This is a genomic window from Streptococcus oralis, from assembly GCF_019929345.1.
Lineage (GTDB): Bacteria > Bacillota > Bacilli > Lactobacillales > Streptococcaceae > Streptococcus.
This window is the reverse complement of the sequence record NZ_JAHZPJ010000003.1, coordinates 49662-69563: the sequence shown is the minus strand read 5'-3', so window position 1 is coordinate 69563 and position 19902 is coordinate 49662. Positions and strand designations below refer to the sequence as shown.

Genomic DNA, 19902 nt, shown 5'->3' with positions numbered 1-19902 from the left:
GAGCAAGACGACAGAATAACGTAATAAAAAATAAACTAAACAATTAAAAAAAATAGGATAGTTCCTCCCAAAATGTTTTTTGGCGAACTATCCTATTTTATTCTATTTTCAACTTATACAAATAAACCCACAAAACTATAGAGCAACAAGACACTACCAAGTACAATACGGTACTTACCAAAGAGTGTAAAGTCGTGCTTCTTCACATAGCTGGTCAAGAAACGAATAGCAACCATGCTGACCGCAAAGGCTACTCCCATAGCAACCAAGAGCAAGAATAGTTGACCAAAACTCAAAAGTTGACCGGCTTTAATAAATTTGAAAATCTTTAAAGCGCTAGCTCCAAACATAACAGGAATTCCGAGGTAGAAGGTAAACTCTGTTACAACAGAACGACTCGTTCCATTCAACAAACCACCAACGATAGTGGCACCTGAACGACTTGTTCCTGGGAAAAGGGCAAGGACTTGGAAGAGTCCAATGTAAAGGGCTGTTTTATAAGGCAACTTGTCTAGCTCTGTCACTGTTGGTTCAATAGCTTGCGCCTTATTTCTTTTTTCAAGATAGATAAAGGCAACCCCATAAATAATCAACATGATAGCAACTGAAACCATGTTGTGGAAGTTGGCATCAAACCAATCATCCAACTTAAAAACCAATAGCAAAGGCAAGGTTGCGACGAAAACTTTTGACCATAACTGCCAAGTTCGACGAACTTCGACCTTGGTTTTACCAGGTTTGAAGGGATTGAGCTTGTTAAAGTAAATTACCATAACGGCTAAAATAGCACCGAGCTGAATGACAACATTAAACATGGACATGAAGGCTTCATTTTGATCCTTGTATTGTACAAATTCTTCAACCAAAATCAAGTGACCTGTACTTGAAATTGGCAACCATTCAGTAATTCCTTCAACAATCCCAAAAAAGATTGACTTCAAAATTTCAATAAAATACATGCATTACTCCTTTTTCTGTCCTCTATTATAACATAATTTCGGATGTTGCGATAGATTTTTTAGAAGGCGCCGATGCTACCACCGCCTCCACCTCCTGAGAATCCCCCGCCAGAACTTCCACTTCCGGAAGATACGGAGTAAGTGCTAGCTGTATTCGCGACAGCAGTATATTGCTTGATTTGTGCAGTTGAGGTGTAGAACTGTGAGTGCCAACCATAGGCTACATAAAGATTCAAATCTGGATTTTCAAGCTGAATATGACGAACTTTCATTAACTTGCTCACCTTCTTAGCATAACCAAAGAGAGTCGCATAGACCAGTAGACGGTTCCAAAGGACGATGCTCTCTAGCTCGGCCTGATCCAGATGAGCGATATCCCGAAGCATATTTTCAAAACTGGTCCAAAGATAGAAAATCTCCGCCCCTTCCTCTGTTAGAACTCCATCACGATAGGCTCCTCGCGTGGCAAGATAAACCCAGAAACTGGCTCCTAATCCTGTCAATCCTAAAAGTAGAAACGGGATCGAAAAGAAGCCATGTGTTTGCCAGCTATAATAAAAGAAAAGCAATCCACCTAGAGCTGTTATGGCTGAACAGACCCGCATCCCAAGAGCAAGACGGCGTTCCTCACTTGTCAAAGGACGATAGTAGCTTGGGATACGGAGTACACGGACCTTATCCTTGACACAAGACTGAATGCGTTGAAGTCTTCCTTCAAAGGAGCGTTTAAGATGCGAGCCTGTTTCTCGGATATGTTTTTCATCTGACTCTTTGGCACCACGGTAAAGGGAAGATGAAACTTGGTAATCAGGGAAGAGCTCTGAAATAGCCAATTCTTTCTTATTTGACAAAGTCATGCGCAGACATTCCTTCTCAAAATTGGACAAACCCTTTTCACTGATAATGCGCACATAAGGTTCCTCATCCCTTTGAAAAATAGATAAATGACCTCGATCAACTAAATCCAACAAGGTTGCCTGAATCAAACGTTCAAAAGTAAATTTACCAAACCCTGATTTGTTTAGGGGATTGACTTCCTCTAAGGAAGTTGAATACACTGCTTCTGCTAAAACCATTGGAGGCAAATCCATCGGTGGTTCGTAAAGTCGATGATCTTTTGGAAAGACCTTTTTAATGCTTGTACTCTGACGAAACATCCTATAGAAGAGAGGAACTAAAAGTAAGAGACTCATAAAAATGACGGGGAACACCCATTTCATCAAAATCTCACTTTGAGCTTTTTCTGTCGCTATATTGCTTTCAATTCGGTTAAAATCGGTTAAACGTTCTTCCTCTAATCCTTGATCTGGAGCTCCTACAAAAGCACTTCTAGGCCAGTATGCGTGTAATTCGATCTGTCGCTTTCTAGGAAGGTCTTTCATTTTGACATGATAGAGATTATTTACTTTTTCAACACTAGAGTCCCTTAGGAGTTGACCTGCATGAAAATAGAGTTTCTCTGCTGAGGTATCAGAGCTGACCTTAAACTCAATCTCTTTGATATCTCCAGTACTATCTGTCAAGGGTTGCCAATTTAGCTCTGCGATATCCTGATATAAGAAGAGAAGGTTTGTTAGTTTCCAGGTAACCGTTACCCGAACAGTATCTCCGGCATATCCAGCATTGTAAATTTTTACCTTGTAGCCGTCCTCTTCCTCCATAGTATAGAAGGAAGCATTTTGAACAATTCTTCCATTTTTAGAGACCTGAACGGTCGGATCGGGATCAATGTCAAATCCTTCCGGCATTTTCCCAGCTTTCCCGAGTCCAACTAACTGACCATTATAATCATCTCCAAAGCGGTAGGTAATTGTTTCCTTAAAAATTGCAGTATTATCTGCATGAATATTCAAATCACCCTGATAGGATAAGATATCAAAGTCTACTGCAAAAACTAGGCTCGGTATAAATAATAAATAAGCAAATACCAAAGCCAACAGCCATCTTTTTTTCATAATCGGTTCCCTTTCAATCTTTTCACCATTATATCATTTTTTATAAGTAAAGGCTTACTTGTATTGAAAATCTCACTATTTTTAGATACAATAGAGAGAGTCATTTTTAGACTAGAAATAGGAGAAAACATGAAAAAATTATGCTTATCTATCCTTGCTAGCCTAGCCCTTACACTGGGACTAGTTAGCCAGGTCCAAGCTGACGAATATTTACGCATCGGGATGGAGGCAGCTTACGCCCCCTTCAACTGGACCCAAGACGATGATAGTAACGGCGCCGTCAAAATCGACGGTACCAACCAATATGCCAACGGCTACGATGTTCAAATTGCTAAAAAGATTGCCAAAGACTTAGGTAAGGAACCTTTGGTCGTGAAAACCAAATGGGAAGGGCTTGTTCCAGCCCTTACTTCTGGCAAAATCGATATGATCATTGCCGGTATGAGCCCAACCGCTGAACGCAAACAAGAAATTGCTTTTTCAAGCAGTTACTATACTAGCGAACCGGTTCTATTGGTCAAAAAGGACTCTGCCTATGCGAATGCTAAATCTTTAGAGGACTTTAGCGGAGCAAAAATCACTTCTCAACAGGGTGTTTACCTTTATGATCTGATTTCCCAAATTCCAGGTGCCAAAAAAGAAACAGCCATGGGGGATTTTGCTCAGATGCGTCAAGCTCTGGAGGCTGGTGTTATCGATGCCTATGTTTCAGAACGCCCTGAAGCCCTGACCGCTGAATCTGCCAACGCTAAGTTCAAAATGATTCAACCTCAACCAGGTTTCAAAACTGGCGAAGAAGATACAGCTATTGCCATTGGACTTCGTAAAGATGACAGCCGCATCAGCCAAATCAATGCCAGCATCGAAACCATCTCTAAGGATGAACAAGTAGCCCTCATGGATCGTATGATCAAAGAGCAACCTGTGGAATCTACAACAACGGAGGAAGAAAGTAGTTTCTTTAGCCAAGTCGCTAAGATCCTTTCTGAAAACTGGCAACAACTCTTGCGTGGTGCTGGTATCACACTCTTAATCTCCATTATCGGAACCATCACAGGTCTCCTTATCGGACTTGCAATCGGGGTCTTCCGTACCGCTCCACTATCTGAGAACAAGGCAATGTACGCCCTACAGAAATTAGTCGGTTGGATTCTCAATGTCTATATTGAGATTTTCCGTGGTACACCGATGATTGTTCAATCGATGGTTATCTACTACGGTACAGCACAAGCCTTCGGAATCAATCTCGATCGTACACTGGCTGCTATCTTTATCGTTTCAATCAATACTGGTGCCTACATGACAGAAATCGTTCGTGGTGGTATTCTAGCAGTTGACAAAGGACAGTTTGAAGCCGCAACCGCTCTTGGTATGACCCATAATCAGACCATGCGCAAGGTTGTCCTCCCTCAGGTCGTTCGCAATATCTTACCTGCGACTGGTAATGAGTTTGTCATCAATATCAAAGATACATCTGTATTGAACGTTATTTCAGTTGTTGAGCTTTATTTCTCAGGAAATACTGTAGCAACACAAACCTATCAATACTTCCAGACCTTTACCATCATCGCCGTGATTTACTTTGTCCTCACCTTTACTGTAACCCGTATCCTACGCTTCATCGAACGTCGTATGGACATGGATACTTACACTACAGGTGCTAACCAAATGCAAACGGAGGATTTGAAAAAATGACACAACCAATCCTTGAAATCAAACACCTCAAAAAATCCTATGGGCAAAACGAAGTGCTAAAAGATATTTCTCTCACCGTCCATAAAGGAGAGGTTATTTCCATCATCGGGAGCTCAGGAAGTGGAAAATCAACCTTCCTTCGTTCAATTAATTTACTCGAAACACCTACAGAGGGAGAGATTCTCTATCGCGGAGAAAACGTCTTAGAAAAAGGCTATAATCTCACCCATTATCGTGAAAAACTCGGTATGGTTTTCCAATCTTTCAATCTCTTTGAAAATCTGAATGTCCTTGAAAATACTATCGTTGCCCAAACGACTGTACTCAAACGCGACCACTCTGAAGCTGAAAAAATTGCCAAAGAGAATCTCGAAAAAGTCGGTATGGGAGAACGTTACTGGCAAGCCAAGCCCAAACAACTCTCAGGGGGACAAAAACAACGCGTGGCTATCGCCCGCGCACTCTCCATGAATCCTGACGCCATTCTCTTCGACGAACCAACATCTGCCCTCGATCCAGAAATGGTTGGAGAAGTCCTCAAAATTATGCAGGATTTGGCTCAAGAAGGCTTGACCATGATCGTCGTAACCCACGAAATGGAATTCGCTCGCGATGTCTCTCACCGTGTCATCTTTATGGATAAGGGCGTCATTGCTGAAGAAGGCAAACCAGAAGACCTCTTCACAACCCCTAAAGAAGAACGGACAAAAGAATTTCTTCAACGCTATCTCAAATAAAATAAAAAGAAAAGACTGCAGTCTTTATATAATCTCAGATTAAAGAAAAATCCATTTTGGACAATTTCTTTAATCTTTTTCTTTTACTAGAGAAAGTTTAAAAAACTCTAAAAAATAGTATTACATCAACATCCTTAGGAGTTTCTACTATATAGTATACAACCTTTAAAGGAGCAATTTTTTAATTACTGATAGATTTTGAAACAACTGACTTTGTCAACTTGCAACTACATTTGTAAGCGTCTAAAGGCGCGATAACTGTGTCAATTGCATCATTTTAGTATAAAAGCATCAAAAAAACATCCAAGAAAATATTCTTGGATGTCCGTAAAGATTGATAACTCCATTAACCTTATCAGTGGACTGGAAATGATGATATTATGGCCTCGTTATCTCAAATACTACTGTGTGAACCCACTCATTATGAATTTGTAAGTCATTTTCTATAATCCTACTAAAGGTGAAGCCATTTTTTATAAGCACCCTCTGAGAAGCTAGATTACCCGTTGCCGTTCCTGCAATAATTTTATTTAAACCATAAGTCGTAAAGGCCTTGTCTAAAACGAGTTTAACCGCTTCGCTAGCATAGCCTAAGTTGCTAACATTTTCCCCAATCCTATACCCGAGCTCTGCTGTTTTTCGATTATTCTCTAAAACACTTAAATTGATTCTTCCGACCATAACACCTTGCGAATCTCTGATAAGATGCATGTAGACATCCCGATTCGTTTGTTCCGCTAACAATTCCTTCATGATTTCTTTAAAACCTTCTAAATTAAAATAGTTAGCTGGTCTAGGAGGTAGATTTCGTTCAAAATACTCTCGATTTTCTTTCTCAAAAGAATAGACATCTAGACTATTTTCTTCAGACAACAGCTCCAAACTAATCATTACAAATCCTCACCCATCATTATCCACACTCAAGTTTCCCCTTCTCTTCTTAGTTAAAATATTGCTAGATAGAGTTTACATTCTCGCTTTAGGATCCCCTTTTTCCTTATTACGATAGTATGTAATAAACTCTTCCTGACTATTGACAATATGCTCCTGTCCATCTATTGAGTTTTCCGCAGGAATTTTCACATTTTCAAATAAATTCGTTCCTTCCTTATACAAAAGCTGATAAATTGGCACCCCGTAAAATGCCTCATTCACAACAAACTGGACTAGACCTAGCAACTCCTACTCTAATTTTTGCAACAGCTTTACAACTTGACGATTTTCAATCTTCACATAGTATACACCACTATCACTGACAAGTTTATCCTCTTTATACTTAGCAATTTTTACAGCATAAAGGCCTCGTGGTAGGGATTGGTTGGCAAAAAATTCCTTCATGAGCCTTTCAAGCTCTTTAAGATAGTCAGCATACAAGAGATCTCTTTTTTCCTTCGGAACGAAATACTGAAATTCAAACGTCGGTATAAAAATCTCTTTTTGGAAAAGATATTGAGCATCCATTGGATACATTCCTTGCAGAGCTTGGCCCTTGCTTTGATTTTCCTCTAATATTTCATTATAAAGATAGATATTATCAGATTGGTTATTAAATTCAAAACCAATACCTTGATACTTCAAATCAGGAAGTTTAGGATCTTTTATTGAACTGTCCAGTGTTTTTAAAAATTCGCTGGTGCCTGGACTAACCTCAATACCTAAATAGGCTAATTCTGGGAAAACATCATAAATTTTTTTATAATTCTTGTAATCAATCTCTGCATCTGTCTTTCTATATGTTTTATTTTCCGAAAAGCGAGTATAGTATTTAAATCGAGTTTTAACCTGATAGGTTTTTCCGGCTATATTTTCACTGTAGGTACCATGGATTATAAATCCTCCCACGCTTGTATAGTTTTTCTCGTATTTTTCTAACTCAAACTGTCCTGTAAGACCGTAATTTTGATAAGAACGATGCACAGCTTGCTCAAGTTCAGTTCGACTTGCATGGGCAAATAGCCCCCACATATCCATTAGAGCAAGAATAGGACTAAGCACTGTGAAGATTACGATTGGGATCACTATGGATAAGCAACCTATTAATAGCCAATTTCTTTTCTTGGAGTTTCCTTCAGATTTTTTAACAGTTTTCTGTTTCCTTTTTAAGATTAGAATGAGCAAAACCAAAATCCCTAATACCAATAAAACCAATCTACAATCTCCTTTTACTTTGGACAGCTGCTAACAGATATATAGGAGACTGACAGAAATACTCGTCTCACCCTGCTAACTTATCCTGAATTCCATAAACTCGTCTGAAATGAGGAACAATCCTTGTCTCATTATACCACATGGGCAATGCCGTGAGAAGATGAGAAAAATAAAAAACACCCCATGGTGTGAACCATGAAGTGTTTCGAAACGTTGATATAATCGTATTGATTAACGTTTTGAGAATTGTGATGCTTTACGAGCTTTCTTAAGACCTGGTTTGAACAACTTTTGTTTGAATAAATTTCAAAAGCTTTTAAAATCAACGTTTTCACAGATTTTCAAACCTCAAAATTTCATTAAATTTTAACTGATTTCATCTGAATGGTGTTAATTCTATCCAAAAAATACACGAATTGAGCTGATAAATACTAAAAGTTCACACCATTAGTTAAATTATTTTTTGTTACATACATTTTTTAGATGATAGACCTCCTAATTTATTTCTTATAGCATTTGAGCAAACCTCCGTTATCAGAAAACAACCAGAAAGAAAAACCGCAAAATTAATATTTGCTTTCTGGTTGTTTTTTTATAAATTGAATTTGCAGTAAAATACTTTACTCATTTACACTATCCCTTTCTTCTATGTACTTTCTTTCATCTAAAGAAAAACCTCGTATTCATCAATTTTATTTTGTTATAGGTGAGAAAGAAGAACAAACAAGAAAAACACGGCATAAAAACCTATTCAGTTCATCGTCCTCAATCCTTGTCTGCTTCATTTTCTTTTACGAGCTCTTTTTGTGAATCCTTTTCAGAGAGTTTTTGATCGATATACTTGTTAATGGTTTCATAAAATTCCTTGGTCATCTCACTATCTAATTTTGTCGAATTATGAACTTGATTGACTTTCAATTGAACAGATTGAATACCGTAAGAGGCTTGTTTTTGGTGGAGCGTTTCTAATTCTTCTTCTGAAATCGGATCTCCAACAACCGTCAAGACCAATTCATTGTTCCTTGACTTGTAGACTTGATTAATGACCGTATGATTGGCGAACTCTTTTCCTACAAACTGTTTGATTCCTTCTTTTCGCGCTTGATCTATCGTCAGAGTGACTGCTGAATAGCTGGCTGGAAGAATCAATAATACAATCAAGGATGTCAAGCCAATTTTCATTTTAATGTTTAGCTCTTTAAATGAACTTAAGGGAGATTTCCTCATCAAAATTCTTGTTCCAACAATGTTGGTTAGCATGATAAAGACACAATTGATCAAGAAAAGATAGAGAGCCCCAAATAAAAATCGTACATTTCCATTAGCTAAACCATAACCTGCAGTACAGATAGGTGGCATCAGAGCTGTTGCAATGGCTACTCCTGGTACGATATTGTTTGCTTCTTTTTTCCTTGACCCAATTACACCTGCTATCCCACCAGCAATAGCAATGAGAACATCCCAAATGGTTGGAGAGGTTCGTGCAATCAATTCGCTACTTTCATAAGATAAGGGAGAAATCCAGAAATACAGAGCCGAGACAAGCAAGCTAACCAATACTTGAGTAAATAAAACCTCTAGAGATTGCTTGATTAAACGCGTATCAAAAATAGCTAAACCAAATCCGAGTCCAACAATCGATGTCATAAGAGGGGAAATCAGCATGGCTCCAATAATGACAGCTGTTGAATTCATATTTAAGCCGATAGAGGCAATAAAAATCGCACACATCAAAATCACTGTATCTCTTAATCGAACATGAAGATCATCATATAATTTCTCACGGTATTCACGTGTTGAATAGTTTCCGGTCATTGGTTGCTCCTTTTATTTCATATAATCTTGTTTCTGCTTGAATGATGGCAGAGAGACTTCTGTCTAATCTTACATATTTTTAATTCTCACCTGTTATTCTTTTGAAAATTATCTTTTAAATATCCATCAATCCATCCTACACACTATATCAAAAATTTTACAGTTTTTCAAGGAGAACTCAATCAATTTGAAAGATAGAGAAAGGAAGAAATTTTTGTATCCTTATCCGAAGATGAAAAAACGTTATCTCCTCTGAAAGAAGATGCCGTTTTAATCTTTAAACATGATGAGTGTGTTTGACAATCCATTGCTCCATTTTGATGTTCAACCAGAAGCCTTAGATTCCAAACGTGATGATGGTTAGAAGAAACTACTTGATCCAGTTACCGAACAGTTGTGCTCCATTCCCGTCAAAGTATAGACGTTGCCCATCCACTACTGTGTGTTTGGTTTTCCAATTTTGCATCATGCAAACCGCCCAAGGTGTTGCGATCCCCAAGATAAGCCCGCAAATTATGGCTACTAAGATAGAGTATCCAATATAATCTAGGATTCCTCCGTCAAAATAACTTTCAGATTTCATATTATCTCCTTTATTTTTATATGTTTATATTCTAGGCACTCTATTGCATTATTATTTTTTACATTTGAACAATCTTACGATAACTTCTTGAAGTAATCATAAAGATTAAAACATAGATGAGTGCAAAGATTCCACAGATTGATAAGGTTATAATCAACATCATGGTCGCATCGACTACTCCAATGACCTTTAGAATCAAGCTCAACATATGATAAGCAAAGGCCAGATGGAGGAAGGCAAAGATTACAGGAAGAAAGAAAACGGTCAAGATTTACTTGTTAATAGTTTGCTTGATCTGCTTTTGATCCAAACCAACCTTTTGCAAAATTACAAAGCGTTCGCGGTCTTCATATCCTTCAGAGATTTGTTTGTAGTAGATGACTAATACTGTACCGACCATAAAGATAATGGATAGGAAGATACCGATAAAGAAGAAGCCACCAAACATTGCATTGCCTTCTTGGCTATTATTTGCTTTACTAGATCCGTAAACAACGCTTTCCTGATTTTCAAAATGAAGCGATTGTTTATAAGGAGAGAACAAATCTTGTCCTCTCCAGAGTATGACTTTTTGGTAACCCACTACAGTTGACAAAGAGCCTGAATTTGGTGTGAAAAGTGGTGTGAATTTTGCTAAAAATCATCAAAAAAACACCCCATGGTGTGAACCATGAAGTGTTTCGAAACGTTGATATAATCGTATTGATTAACGTTTTGAGAATTGTGATGCTTTACGAGCTTTCTTAAGACCTGGTTTCTTACGTTCAACTTTACGTGAGTCACGTGTAAGAAGTCCTGCGCGTTTCAATGAATCGCGGAAGTCTGGGTCTACTTGAAGAAGGGCACGAGCGATACCATGACGGATAGCCCCTGATTGACCAGCGTATCCACCACCTACAACGTTAACGAAAACGTCGTATGAACCTACAGTTGAAGTAACTGCGAAGGGTTGGTTGATTACAAGACGAAGGTCAGCGTGTGGGATGTACTCTTCAACATCTTTTTTGTTAACAGTGATTTTACCAGTTCCTGGAACAAGGCGAACGCGTGCAACAGCGTTTTTACGACGTCCAGTACCTGCATATTGTGCTTGTGACATACTTTATTGTTCCTTTCCTTAGATAAGTCCTGAAATATCAAGAACTTCTGGTTGTTGTGCAGCGTGAGTGTGCTCAGCTCCAACAAATACTTTCAATTTCATACCTTGAGCGCGGCCAAGAGTATTGTGTGGAAGCATACCTTTAACTGATTTTTCGATCAAACGTACTGCATTTTTAGAACGAAGTTCACCAGCAGAGATTTGTTTCAATCCACCTGGGTGGTTTGAGTGAGTGTAGTAGATCTTATCAGTTGCTTTTTTACCAGTCAATTTAACTTTTTCAGCATTGATAACGATTACGAAGTCACCTGTATCAGTGTGTGGTGTGAATGTTGGTTTGTTTTTTCCGCGAAGTACGCTAGCAACAACTGCTGAAAGGCGTCCAAGAGGTACATCAGTTGCGTCAACAACGTACCATTTGCGTTCTACTTGGCCTGGTTTAGCCATGAATGTAGTTTTGTTCATGATTTCTCCTATATGAATATCGTTTTTGTTTACTGGGCGGATGTTCCGGTCCGCGGGGTATTTGAAAGGTTCCGGGGCCTTACAAATGGGGTAAACAATACCGTCTACTATCATACCAAATTTTACTACTAAAAGTCAATAGATATAAAAAATAATTTTATCTATTTTCCCGTTTAAAGTCTAGAAAAACCTCGCTTTCGCGAGGCTCTCCTATTTGTAAGCTAAGGCACGTTTAAAGCTTTTCCATAGGCCTAGATCATCTGTCTGAAGGACTAGGCTGGCATACATGCGGCCGATAAAGACCGTTGCAGTCACTGCAAAAACGACTGTAATCGCTAATGAAATCCAGGACTCTAAATCACTTGCATACCCATTAATGGCTCTAAATGGCATAAAGAAGGTCGAAATGAAAGGAATGTAGGAACCAATTTTCAGAACTAAATTGTCACCAGCAGCACCTAGAGAAGTCACACCGACAAATCCGGCTATAATCAAGAACATCAATGGCGACAAGGCCTTTCCCGAATCCTCAGGGCGAGAAACCATGGAGCCTAGGAAGGCTGCCAAAACAACGTACATAAAGAGACTAACCAAGACAAACAATAAGGTATTGAGCGAGAAGGCCTCTCCCAAGTGGTTTAAAATACCAGATTGTGCCAAGATAGGGATATCTTTAAAGAGCAGAATGGCAGCAAGTCCACCCACGACGTAAATCCCAATATGGGTCAAAATCACAAGAAGCAGAGCCAGCATACGAGCGTAGAAATAATGACTAGCTCTGATACTAGAAAAGACCACTTCCATGATTTTGGTTCCTTTCTCGCTGGCTACTTCCTGAGCAGTGACGCTAGCATAAGTAATCAAAATCATATAAAGGAAGAAACCGAGCCCTGCGGCCGCAATGGTTTGAACAATTTTTTTATTTTCCTTGGATTCATCAATCTTCTCAGTAAAGTCAACGGTTTGACTCAGGCGTTTTTCCTGTTCTTGAGACAAATTGGCTGCCGAGCGATTGAATTGGTATTGAAGTTCATTGAGTTTATTGGTTACTGCTAGCTTGATACCTGTTTCAAGCGAAGTTTCACCATGGTAAACAGCTTTGAGGACACTGTCCTCTTGATCAATAGTTAGATAACCCTTGATTTTTTCATCCTTGATGGCGGCTTGGGCACTGGCTTCATCCTGATAGTCAAAGTTAATCCCATTGGTACCCTTGAGTCCCTCAGCTACAGATGGTACGGTTGTTACTACAGCTACCTTGCTATTTTTAGCCATAGAAGATCCTTGAAGATAGCTAATACCTCCAGTTAGAGCGATAAAAAAGAATGGTGAAATGACCATAAAGAAGAAACTCCAGGACTTGACATGTCGCAGATAAGTTTCTTTAATAACTACCCACATATTTCTCATACTTCCACCCCTGATTCTAGTTTAAAGATTTCATCGATTGTTGGAGCTTGTTGGTCAAAGGTCGCGATGTATTGACCTTGAGTGAGGATTGGGAAGAGTTCCCTTCCAGCGTTCTCATCATCTAGGATCAATTTCCAACTACCTTGCTTGGTCAAGCTCACCTGTTTGACATGAGGAAGACTTTCCAGTTCTTCCTTACTTCGTTCACTTGAGACAAAGAGACGTGTTTTACCGTATTGATTGCGAACTTCTTGGACCGGTCCATGCAAGACTACACGCCCATCTCGAATCATGAGAATATCATCGCAAAGCTCCTCAACATTGGTCATGACATGGTCTGAAAAGATAATGGTCGCACCACGCTCCTTTTCTTTTAAGATGACCTGCTTGAGCAACTCAGTATTGACTGGATCCAGACCACTAAAGGGCTCATCCAGGATAATCAAGTCTGGTTCATGGATTAGGGTGATAATCAACTGGATTTTCTGCTGATTCCCTTTTGAGAGGCTCTTGATTTTGTCGGTCAATTTCCCCTTCACTTCCAGTTTTTCCATCCATTGAGGGAGTTTTTCTTTGACCTCCTTAGCATCCATGCCCTTTAGAGTAGCCAAGTAACGAACTTGCTCAAGAACTGTCAACTTGGGCATAAGACTGCGTTCCTCAGGCAGATAACCAATTCGAGCATAGGTTTCCTGGCGAATCTCCTGTCCATCCAGACTGATCTCTCCTTGATAGTCTAAAAATTTCAAAATACTGTGGAAAATCGTTGTTTTCCCAGAACCATTTTTCCCGACCAGCCCCAGAATCCGTCCTGGACTTGCCTGAAAATCTACACCAAACAAGACTTGCTTGGAACCGAAACTTTTCTCTAGATTTCTTACTTCTAGCATCTTCCACCTCCGAAATATGTTGCACTTATTATACTCCTTTTTGATAGCCTTTACAAGGATTTATGTACATTTTTATCTTGTTCATCCTTCCTTAAAAACTAAACTCTCTAAGATTTTTGAGTACCCAAGTGATAGATCAATTATAACCCAATAAAGTATAGCTGAGGGCTTTTACTCCCCAATTGTTCATTTTTGATCCTGAACTGTCTTCTTGAAACTAAAAATCCACCCCAAAGGATGGATTGATGAGTTAACGCACTTCTGCATGGACTTTTTCTTCGAGAAAAGCTTGGATTTTTTCCATATAGCGTGCGACTTCTTCGTCTGTCAAGCTCTCTTCTGGATTTTGGAAGGTTAGGCTATAAGCCATTGACTTCATGCCAAGTCCCAATTTTTCACCTGAGAAGACGTCAAAGAGTTTGATGTCTGTCAATCGTTTCACACCTGCAGCTTGGATTGCGTCTACAACTTCTTGATGGCTAGTTTCTGCTTTGAGAAGAAGGGCAATATCACGGCTGACTGCTGGGAATTTCGTGATTTCCACGAATGGAGCCGCTGGTTGTAGAGCAGCTTCGATGGCTGAAAGGTTGAGCTCCGCTACATAGGTCTCTGGGATATCGTAGGCCTTGGCAGTGACTGGATGTACTTGTCCAAGAAAACCAAGAACTTGGTCACCGAGTGAAATCACAGCTGTACGTCCTGGGTGAAGGCTAGCAATTTCAGATGTTGCTGTATAGGTCACTTCTAATCCCAAGCGAGCAAAGAGCGCTTCAAGGATTCCCTTAGCATAGAAGAAATCAACTGGAACCGCTGCTGTTTGGAAGTCTTTTTCTGCAACCAAACCTGTCAAAGCAAAGGCAAAGCTATTGATCTCATCTGGAAGGTCTTCTTTTGGATTTCCTGTTTGTTCAAATACTTTTCCAATCTCGTAAAGTGCCAAGTTTTTGTTCTTACGAGCCACATTGTAGGCAACCGTATCAAGGATACCTGAGATCATATTTTGGCGAAGGACTGAACGGTCCACAGTCATTGGCCACATGAGTTCTGTCAGCTTACTTGGTTGAGCTGTGAACTCAACTGCTTTCTCAGGCGTTGTCAGAGCGTAGGTGATGATTTCTGTCAAACCTGCTCCTTCAGCGATAGTACGAACTTGACGGCGCAATTTTTGTGTCGCAGTCAATTCCCCTGCTGTACCGTCATCTTTTGGAAGACTAGTTGGCAAGCGGTCATAACCATAGATACGAGCTATTTCTTCAAAGAGGTCTGCTTCGATGGTGATATCCCAACGACGACGCGGTACGCTGACTGTAAAGCTTTCTGCATTTCCAGAAAGGCCAAATCCAAGACGACGGAAGACATCTTCCACATCCGCATATGAAAGCTCAGTTCCGAGGACTCGGTTGACGTTAGCAAGAGTTGAAGAAACTTCCACATCAGAAGTATCAAGTTCACCAGCTGAAACGATGCCCTTACGCACCGTCGCACCGGCAAGTTCGGCAATCATACTAGCTGCCGCATCAAGAGCTTCGTTAACAGTTGCCACATTAATTCCTTTTTCAAAGCGAGAAGACGATTCAGAACGAAGGTTGAGGCGACCACTGGTCTTACGGATAGATTTGCCATTGAAAACAGCTGCTTCAAGGACAACACGACTAGATTTTTCAGAGATTTCTGTTGCTTGACCACCCATGACACCTGCAAGGGCTACTGGTTTGTCAGCAACAGTAATCACGAGGTCATTTGTTTCCAAATCACGCTCTTCCCCGTCCAAGGTCACCAATTTTTCACCAGCACGCGCTTCACGCACACGGATGTCAGTCCCTTCAAAGGTATCCAAGTCAAAGGCATGCATAGGTTGACCAAAGTAAAGCAAGATATAGTTGGTTACGTCCACTACGTTGTTGATTGGACGGATACCTTCGTTCATGAGGAGGTTTTGCAACCATTGTGGACTTGGTGCGATAGTCACATTATCCAAGATACGAGCTGCATAGTAAGGAGCCTTGTCTGTCTCAATGTTGACAGTAAGAGCATCTGCCGCAGCTTCATTTGTTTCAGTTAGAGTAAATTCTTTAAAGCTGATCGCCTTGTCATAGATGGCTGCCACTTCATGGGCCACCCCACGCATAGAAAGGGCGTCCGCACGGTTTGGAGTGATGGAAAGTTCGATGATTTCATCATCCAAGTCCAGATATGAGAAGACTTCCTCACCTAGAACAGCATCTTCTGGCAAGATTTGGATACCATCTGCAAATTCTTTTGGTACAACGGAGTCAGAAATACCCAACTCACCCAGTGAACAAATCATTCCAAGTGACTCAAGACCGCGGATTTTCCCTTTTTTGATCTTGTAGTTGTCAGCAATACGAGCACCTGGAAGTGCCACCATGACCTTGATACCCGCACGCACATTTGGAGCGCCACAGACAATTTGACGGGCTTCTTCTTCGCCAATGTTAACCTGACAAACATGGAGATGAGTTTCTGGCACATCTTCGCAAGACAAGACCTCACCGACGACAATTTTTGAGAGACCGGCAGCAGGTGATTCGACACCTTCTACCTCGATCCCTGTGGTTGACATTTTTTCAGCCAACTCTTGTGATGGCACATCAATGTCCACCAACTCTTTTAACCATTTATAACTAACTAACATATGTAAGATACCAAGGGCTATGCTGAAATCTAGATGACTTTCCTAGATTTCTTTTGGCCCTCGTTTAGATCCTTTCATTTTGTGTTTTCCAGCCCGAGGCTGTCTTAGGAAGAGCTCTTATCTCTTACCATCTCTATAGAATAAAAGTTTTTAGCCACAACTCTGTGAACAAACTCTTTCTATAAAGTTACATTTAAATAGTAAAACTTAACTTCCCAATTAAGAACTATTTCATTCAACCTTCATAGAATGCTTAACTATTTTTTCACAACCACCTTGAATTAATTTTTTTAAATTTTGATAACCAGGATGATAAACAGCATAAAAACTAAGTTCAATATTTAAATCTGAGTTTTCTGAAATTTCTTCTATTAATTCTTCTATAAAAAAAATAAAATCTTTACGCTTACTCTTCGACAAAGCACCACAAACATATATATTTAACTTTTCTTCTTTTGAATCCTGGGACAATATTTCTAATTGTTCGATTAATTCTTTATACGATTGTTTTCTGTAGTCCTTTTTATTATCATCCTTTACTGCCGAAATTAAATTATCCATTACAGATTCGACAACATCAGAAAATAGATCAGTTACATATGATCCGTATAGATTCCTCCAAAATGTACTTGTTTTCATAGTTAAGAATCTTAAATGACGATCATTAATATTTGAATGATGAAATGAAGAAAAATTACTATCAGGGGATTGTTCTCTTTTAGCAGAGGGGTTTACCATAAGTATTATATTAGAAGGATTTATGTAGTCTTTTTGATGATTTTCAATAGCTTCTTCATAGGATATATTTTCAGATGTTGCTTTATCATTATTTTTAGATTCTTTATAAATCGCAAATGAAGATATATCACCAAACTTCTCTAAAAGTTTGTTATAGTTTTGTTCCGAAATCATAAAATATCCTCGCGTTTCAATCTTATTTAAACTGTTCTGAGAAGCGGACATCCCCTTGGTAGAAGCCACGGATATCGTTGATTCCGTAACGGAGCATAGCTACACGCTCTTGACCAAGACCAAAGGCAAATCCAGAGTAAACAGTCGCATCAATTCCACTCATTTCAAGGACACGTGGGTGAACCATACCGGCCCCCATAATCTCAATCCAACCTGTTTTCTTACATACGTTACAGCCATCTCCACCACACTTAAAGCAGGAAACATCCACTTCAACAGATGGCTCTGTGAATGGGAAATAAGATGGACGCAGACGGATCTGACGCTCTTCCCCAAACATTTTTTGCACAATCAACTGAAGCGTTCCTTGAAGGTCTGCCATAGAAATGTTCTTCCCAACAACCAAGCCTTCGATTTGATGGAATTGGTGACTGTGGGTCGCATCATCCGTATCACGACGGAATACACGTCCTGGTGAGATCATTTTCAAAGGACCTTTTGAAAAATCATGGGCATCCATAGCACGCGCCTGAACTGGAGACGTATGAGTACGGAGCAAGATTTCTTCTGTGATATAGAAAGTGTCCTGCATATCGCGAGCTGGATGATCTTTAGGAAGGTTCATACGCTCAAAGTTATAGTAATCTTTCTCAACTTCAAAACCATCCACGACTTGGTACCCCATACCGATAAAGATATCTTCGATTTCCTCACTGGTTTGTGTGAGGATATGACGGTAACCAGTCGCAACTGGACGACCTGGAAGGGTCACATCGAGGCTCTCACTTGCTAGTTGAGCTGCAACTTTCTTTTCTTCCAAGAGTTTAGCTGTTTCTTCAAAAGCAGCTGTCAAGACATCACGAGCTTCATTGACGTGTTTCCCGATGATTGGGCGCATCTCGGCAGAGACATCTTTCATCCCTTTAAGGATTTCAGTAAGCGACCCTTTTTTACCAAGGACAGAGACACGCAAGTCTTGCATCTCTTTTTCATTTTCAGCAGAAATCTGCTTCAAGCTAGCCAGCGTTTCTTCGCGAAGCGCTTTTAATTGTTCTTCAATAGTTGACATAATTCCTCCATCAGTCGCTCGTAGATAAAAAGAAAACCACATGCCAAAAACTCCACTCGGAGCGTTGACACGCGGTACCATCCGTTTTCATCTGACAAGTCAGACCTTCATTTCTAAATCCATACGCAAGTGAATTCACCCAGCTTTCATATAGAGAGCTTGCAGTCACGGCTCTCCTCCCTGATATACTTCCCTTGAGTTACTAGTCTTGCGGATTTCTATTCAATTACTACATAGTTTATCAGATTTTTACCATTCTTGCAAGACCTATCTCACTTCTGCTTGCCTTTAAATCGCCATTGGAAGCGGAGCTTATCATAGAAGGGAAACTCGATAAACAGGACTCCCAAGCCCACACAGAGACTGGCAAGGACGTCTGATGGGTAGTGAACTCCCAAATAGACCCTTGATACCAATACACTGACTAGGTAAAGACCAAGGACGATTTGCACGATTTTTCTCCAGACTGGATCTTTAATCCGTTGACTGAGAATGACAATCAAAGTGCCTACCATCAAAGTTACAGCCAGAGAATGGCCACTTGGGAAGGAAAATCCCTTCTCCTCGACTAGGTGTAAGATAGCTGGTCGTGGGCGCTGGTAGATATTTTTAAAGGTCACGATTAAAAGACCTGCCAAGGCCAGATTCCCCAGCATGAAGAAGCTTTCTATCTTCCACTGCTTTCGATAAAAGACAAAGGCTGTAATTATAACCCAGGTGATAATTACCGGGATATCAATCAAATGCGTAAGCGCACGGAACAAAACTGTCAAATAATCTGGTAAGTCTCCGCGAATGGCAGTCTGAATCGGTTGATCAAAACCGACCAGTGTCTCAGGATAGAACTTAACCATATAGCCAAGAAGGACGAAAAGTAAAAGGGCAAAAGAGCCCTTCATTAAAAATGTTTGTTTATCTCTCATAATGTTTTAAGGTTGGTTTCAAGAGGACGTATAACAACCAGAATGAAATGGCAAAGATTACACCTTCAATCAGGTTAAAAGGCAATACCATGGTCATGAGGTAGTTGGAAAGTCCCATAATTTTTCCAATATCAAAGTTGGCAAACTTCGCGTACAAAGGAACAGCATAGACATAGTTGAGAACCAACATAGCAGCAGTCAATCCAATAGTTCCCGCTAGAGATGCTAGAAGGAAACGAAGGGTTGTCCGTTCCTTTTTCCAAATCAAACCAAAGGCGATAACAAAAACTCCCAGAGCTACGATATTCATTGGCAACCCAATGTAGGTATTCACTCCCTGACTGTTCAGAAGCAACTTCAAGAGTGATCGCAGCAAAAGGATCCCTAGAGCAGCAGGCAAATCCATCACCACCAAGCCCACAAGGACTGGCAAGATACTAAACTCGATCTTGAGGAAGGTCGCCGCTGGCAAGAGCGGAAAGTCAAAGTACATCAGCACAAATGAGATGGCTGATAAAATCGCAATGGTCGAAAGTCGACGTGTGTTTGTCATAACAGGTTCCTCCAATTTTCTATAAAATCAGAA

Annotated in this window: 16 protein-coding genes and 2 pseudogenes; 2 read left to right on the top strand and 16 right to left on the bottom strand. The window is 40.0% G+C overall.

Translation table 11 applies throughout. The features are described 5' to 3' along the window. Positions 1-113: 113 nt before the first annotated feature. Positions 114-959, bottom strand: coding sequence for an undecaprenyl-diphosphate phosphatase (locus tag K1I97_RS03515; RefSeq protein WP_223331289.1), 846 nt, complete (start codon positions 957-959; stop codon positions 114-116). Positions 960-1018: 59 nt separating this feature from the next. Next, positions 1019-2914: a DUF2207 domain-containing protein gene (locus K1I97_RS03510; protein ID WP_223331288.1), complete on the bottom strand. Its 1896-nt coding sequence runs from the start codon at positions 2912-2914 to the stop codon at positions 1019-1021. A gap of 129 nt (positions 2915-3043) precedes the next feature. Here K1I97_RS03510 and K1I97_RS03505 point away from each other — a divergent pair, with 129 nt between their 5' ends. Beyond that, entirely contained in the window at positions 3044-4609 is a 1566-nt protein-coding gene (locus K1I97_RS03505) for an ABC transporter substrate-binding protein/permease (protein ID WP_223331287.1), read from the top strand. Next, complete coding sequence (locus tag K1I97_RS03500) at positions 4606-5346, top strand: amino acid ABC transporter ATP-binding protein (RefSeq protein WP_223331286.1); 741 nt, start codon at positions 4606-4608, stop codon at positions 5344-5346. Before K1I97_RS03505 ends, K1I97_RS03500 begins: the two co-directional genes overlap by 4 nt. Positions 5347-5724: 378 nt before the next feature. On the opposite strand, the gene K1I97_RS03495 is transcribed toward K1I97_RS03500, so the two are convergent. The 14 genes and pseudogenes from K1I97_RS03495 to K1I97_RS03430 form a co-directional block, all read right to left on the bottom strand. Beyond that, positions 5725-6237, bottom strand: coding sequence for a GNAT family N-acetyltransferase (locus K1I97_RS03495; protein ID WP_223331285.1), 513 nt, complete (start codon positions 6235-6237; stop codon positions 5725-5727). Positions 6238-6528: 291 nt separating this feature from the next. Next, positions 6529-7494 carry a hypothetical protein gene (locus K1I97_RS03490; protein ID WP_223331284.1) on the bottom strand — a complete coding sequence of 322 codons (966 nt, stop codon included), beginning with the start codon at positions 7492-7494 and terminating at the stop codon, positions 6529-6531. Between the two features lie 765 nt (positions 7495-8259). Then, positions 8260-9309, bottom strand: coding sequence for a DUF389 domain-containing protein (locus K1I97_RS03485; RefSeq protein ID WP_223331283.1), 1050 nt, complete (start codon positions 9307-9309; stop codon positions 8260-8262). A gap of 337 nt (positions 9310-9646) precedes the next feature. Continuing rightward, positions 9647-9892 (bottom strand): annotated as a pseudogene (locus K1I97_RS03480) (hypothetical protein). 58 nt (positions 9893-9950) lie between these two features. Continuing rightward, a pseudogene (locus K1I97_RS03475) lies at positions 9951-10391 on the bottom strand (FtsX-like permease family protein); the annotation flags it as partial. Positions 10392-10598: 207 nt separating this feature from the next. Beyond that, positions 10599-10991: a 30S ribosomal protein S9 gene (gene rpsI / locus K1I97_RS03470; protein ID WP_000075973.1), complete on the bottom strand. Its 393-nt coding sequence runs from the start codon at positions 10989-10991 to the stop codon at positions 10599-10601. 18 nt (positions 10992-11009) lie between these two features. After that, a complete protein-coding gene (rplM, locus tag K1I97_RS03465) occupies positions 11010-11456 on the bottom strand; it encodes a 50S ribosomal protein L13 (protein ID WP_001044624.1) in 447 nt (148 codons plus the stop codon). A gap of 210 nt (positions 11457-11666) precedes the next feature. Next, on the bottom strand, positions 11667-12866 hold the full coding sequence (locus K1I97_RS03460) for an ABC transporter permease (RefSeq protein WP_223331282.1): 1200 nt from the start codon (positions 12864-12866) through the stop codon (positions 11667-11669). Further along, the gene (locus K1I97_RS03455) at positions 12863-13756 is read right to left on the bottom strand and encodes an ABC transporter ATP-binding protein (protein WP_223331281.1); all 894 of its coding nucleotides are present in this window, start codon (positions 13754-13756) and stop codon (positions 12863-12865) included. The genes K1I97_RS03460 and K1I97_RS03455 overlap by 4 nt, the downstream gene beginning before the upstream one ends. Positions 13757-14006: 250 nt before the next feature. Beyond that, positions 14007-16412, bottom strand: coding sequence for a phenylalanine--tRNA ligase subunit beta (gene pheT, locus K1I97_RS03450; RefSeq protein WP_223331280.1), 2406 nt, complete (start codon positions 16410-16412; stop codon positions 14007-14009). A 231-nt stretch (positions 16413-16643) separates the two neighbouring features. Beyond that, positions 16644-17324, bottom strand: a complete 681-nt coding sequence (locus K1I97_RS03445; RefSeq protein WP_223331279.1) for a hypothetical protein — start codon at positions 17322-17324, stop codon at positions 16644-16646. Positions 17325-17346: 22 nt separating this feature from the next. After that, entirely contained in the window at positions 17347-18393 is a 1047-nt protein-coding gene (gene pheS, locus K1I97_RS03440) for a phenylalanine--tRNA ligase subunit alpha (RefSeq protein WP_223331278.1), read from the bottom strand. A gap of 272 nt (positions 18394-18665) precedes the next feature. Then, on the bottom strand, positions 18666-19316 hold the full coding sequence (locus tag K1I97_RS03435) for a phosphatase PAP2 family protein (protein ID WP_223331277.1): 651 nt from the start codon (positions 19314-19316) through the stop codon (positions 18666-18668). After that, positions 19306-19869, bottom strand: a complete 564-nt coding sequence (locus tag K1I97_RS03430; RefSeq protein WP_223331276.1) for an ECF transporter S component — start codon at positions 19867-19869, stop codon at positions 19306-19308. The genes K1I97_RS03435 and K1I97_RS03430 overlap by 11 nt, the downstream gene beginning before the upstream one ends. Positions 19870-19902 lie beyond the last annotated feature (33 nt).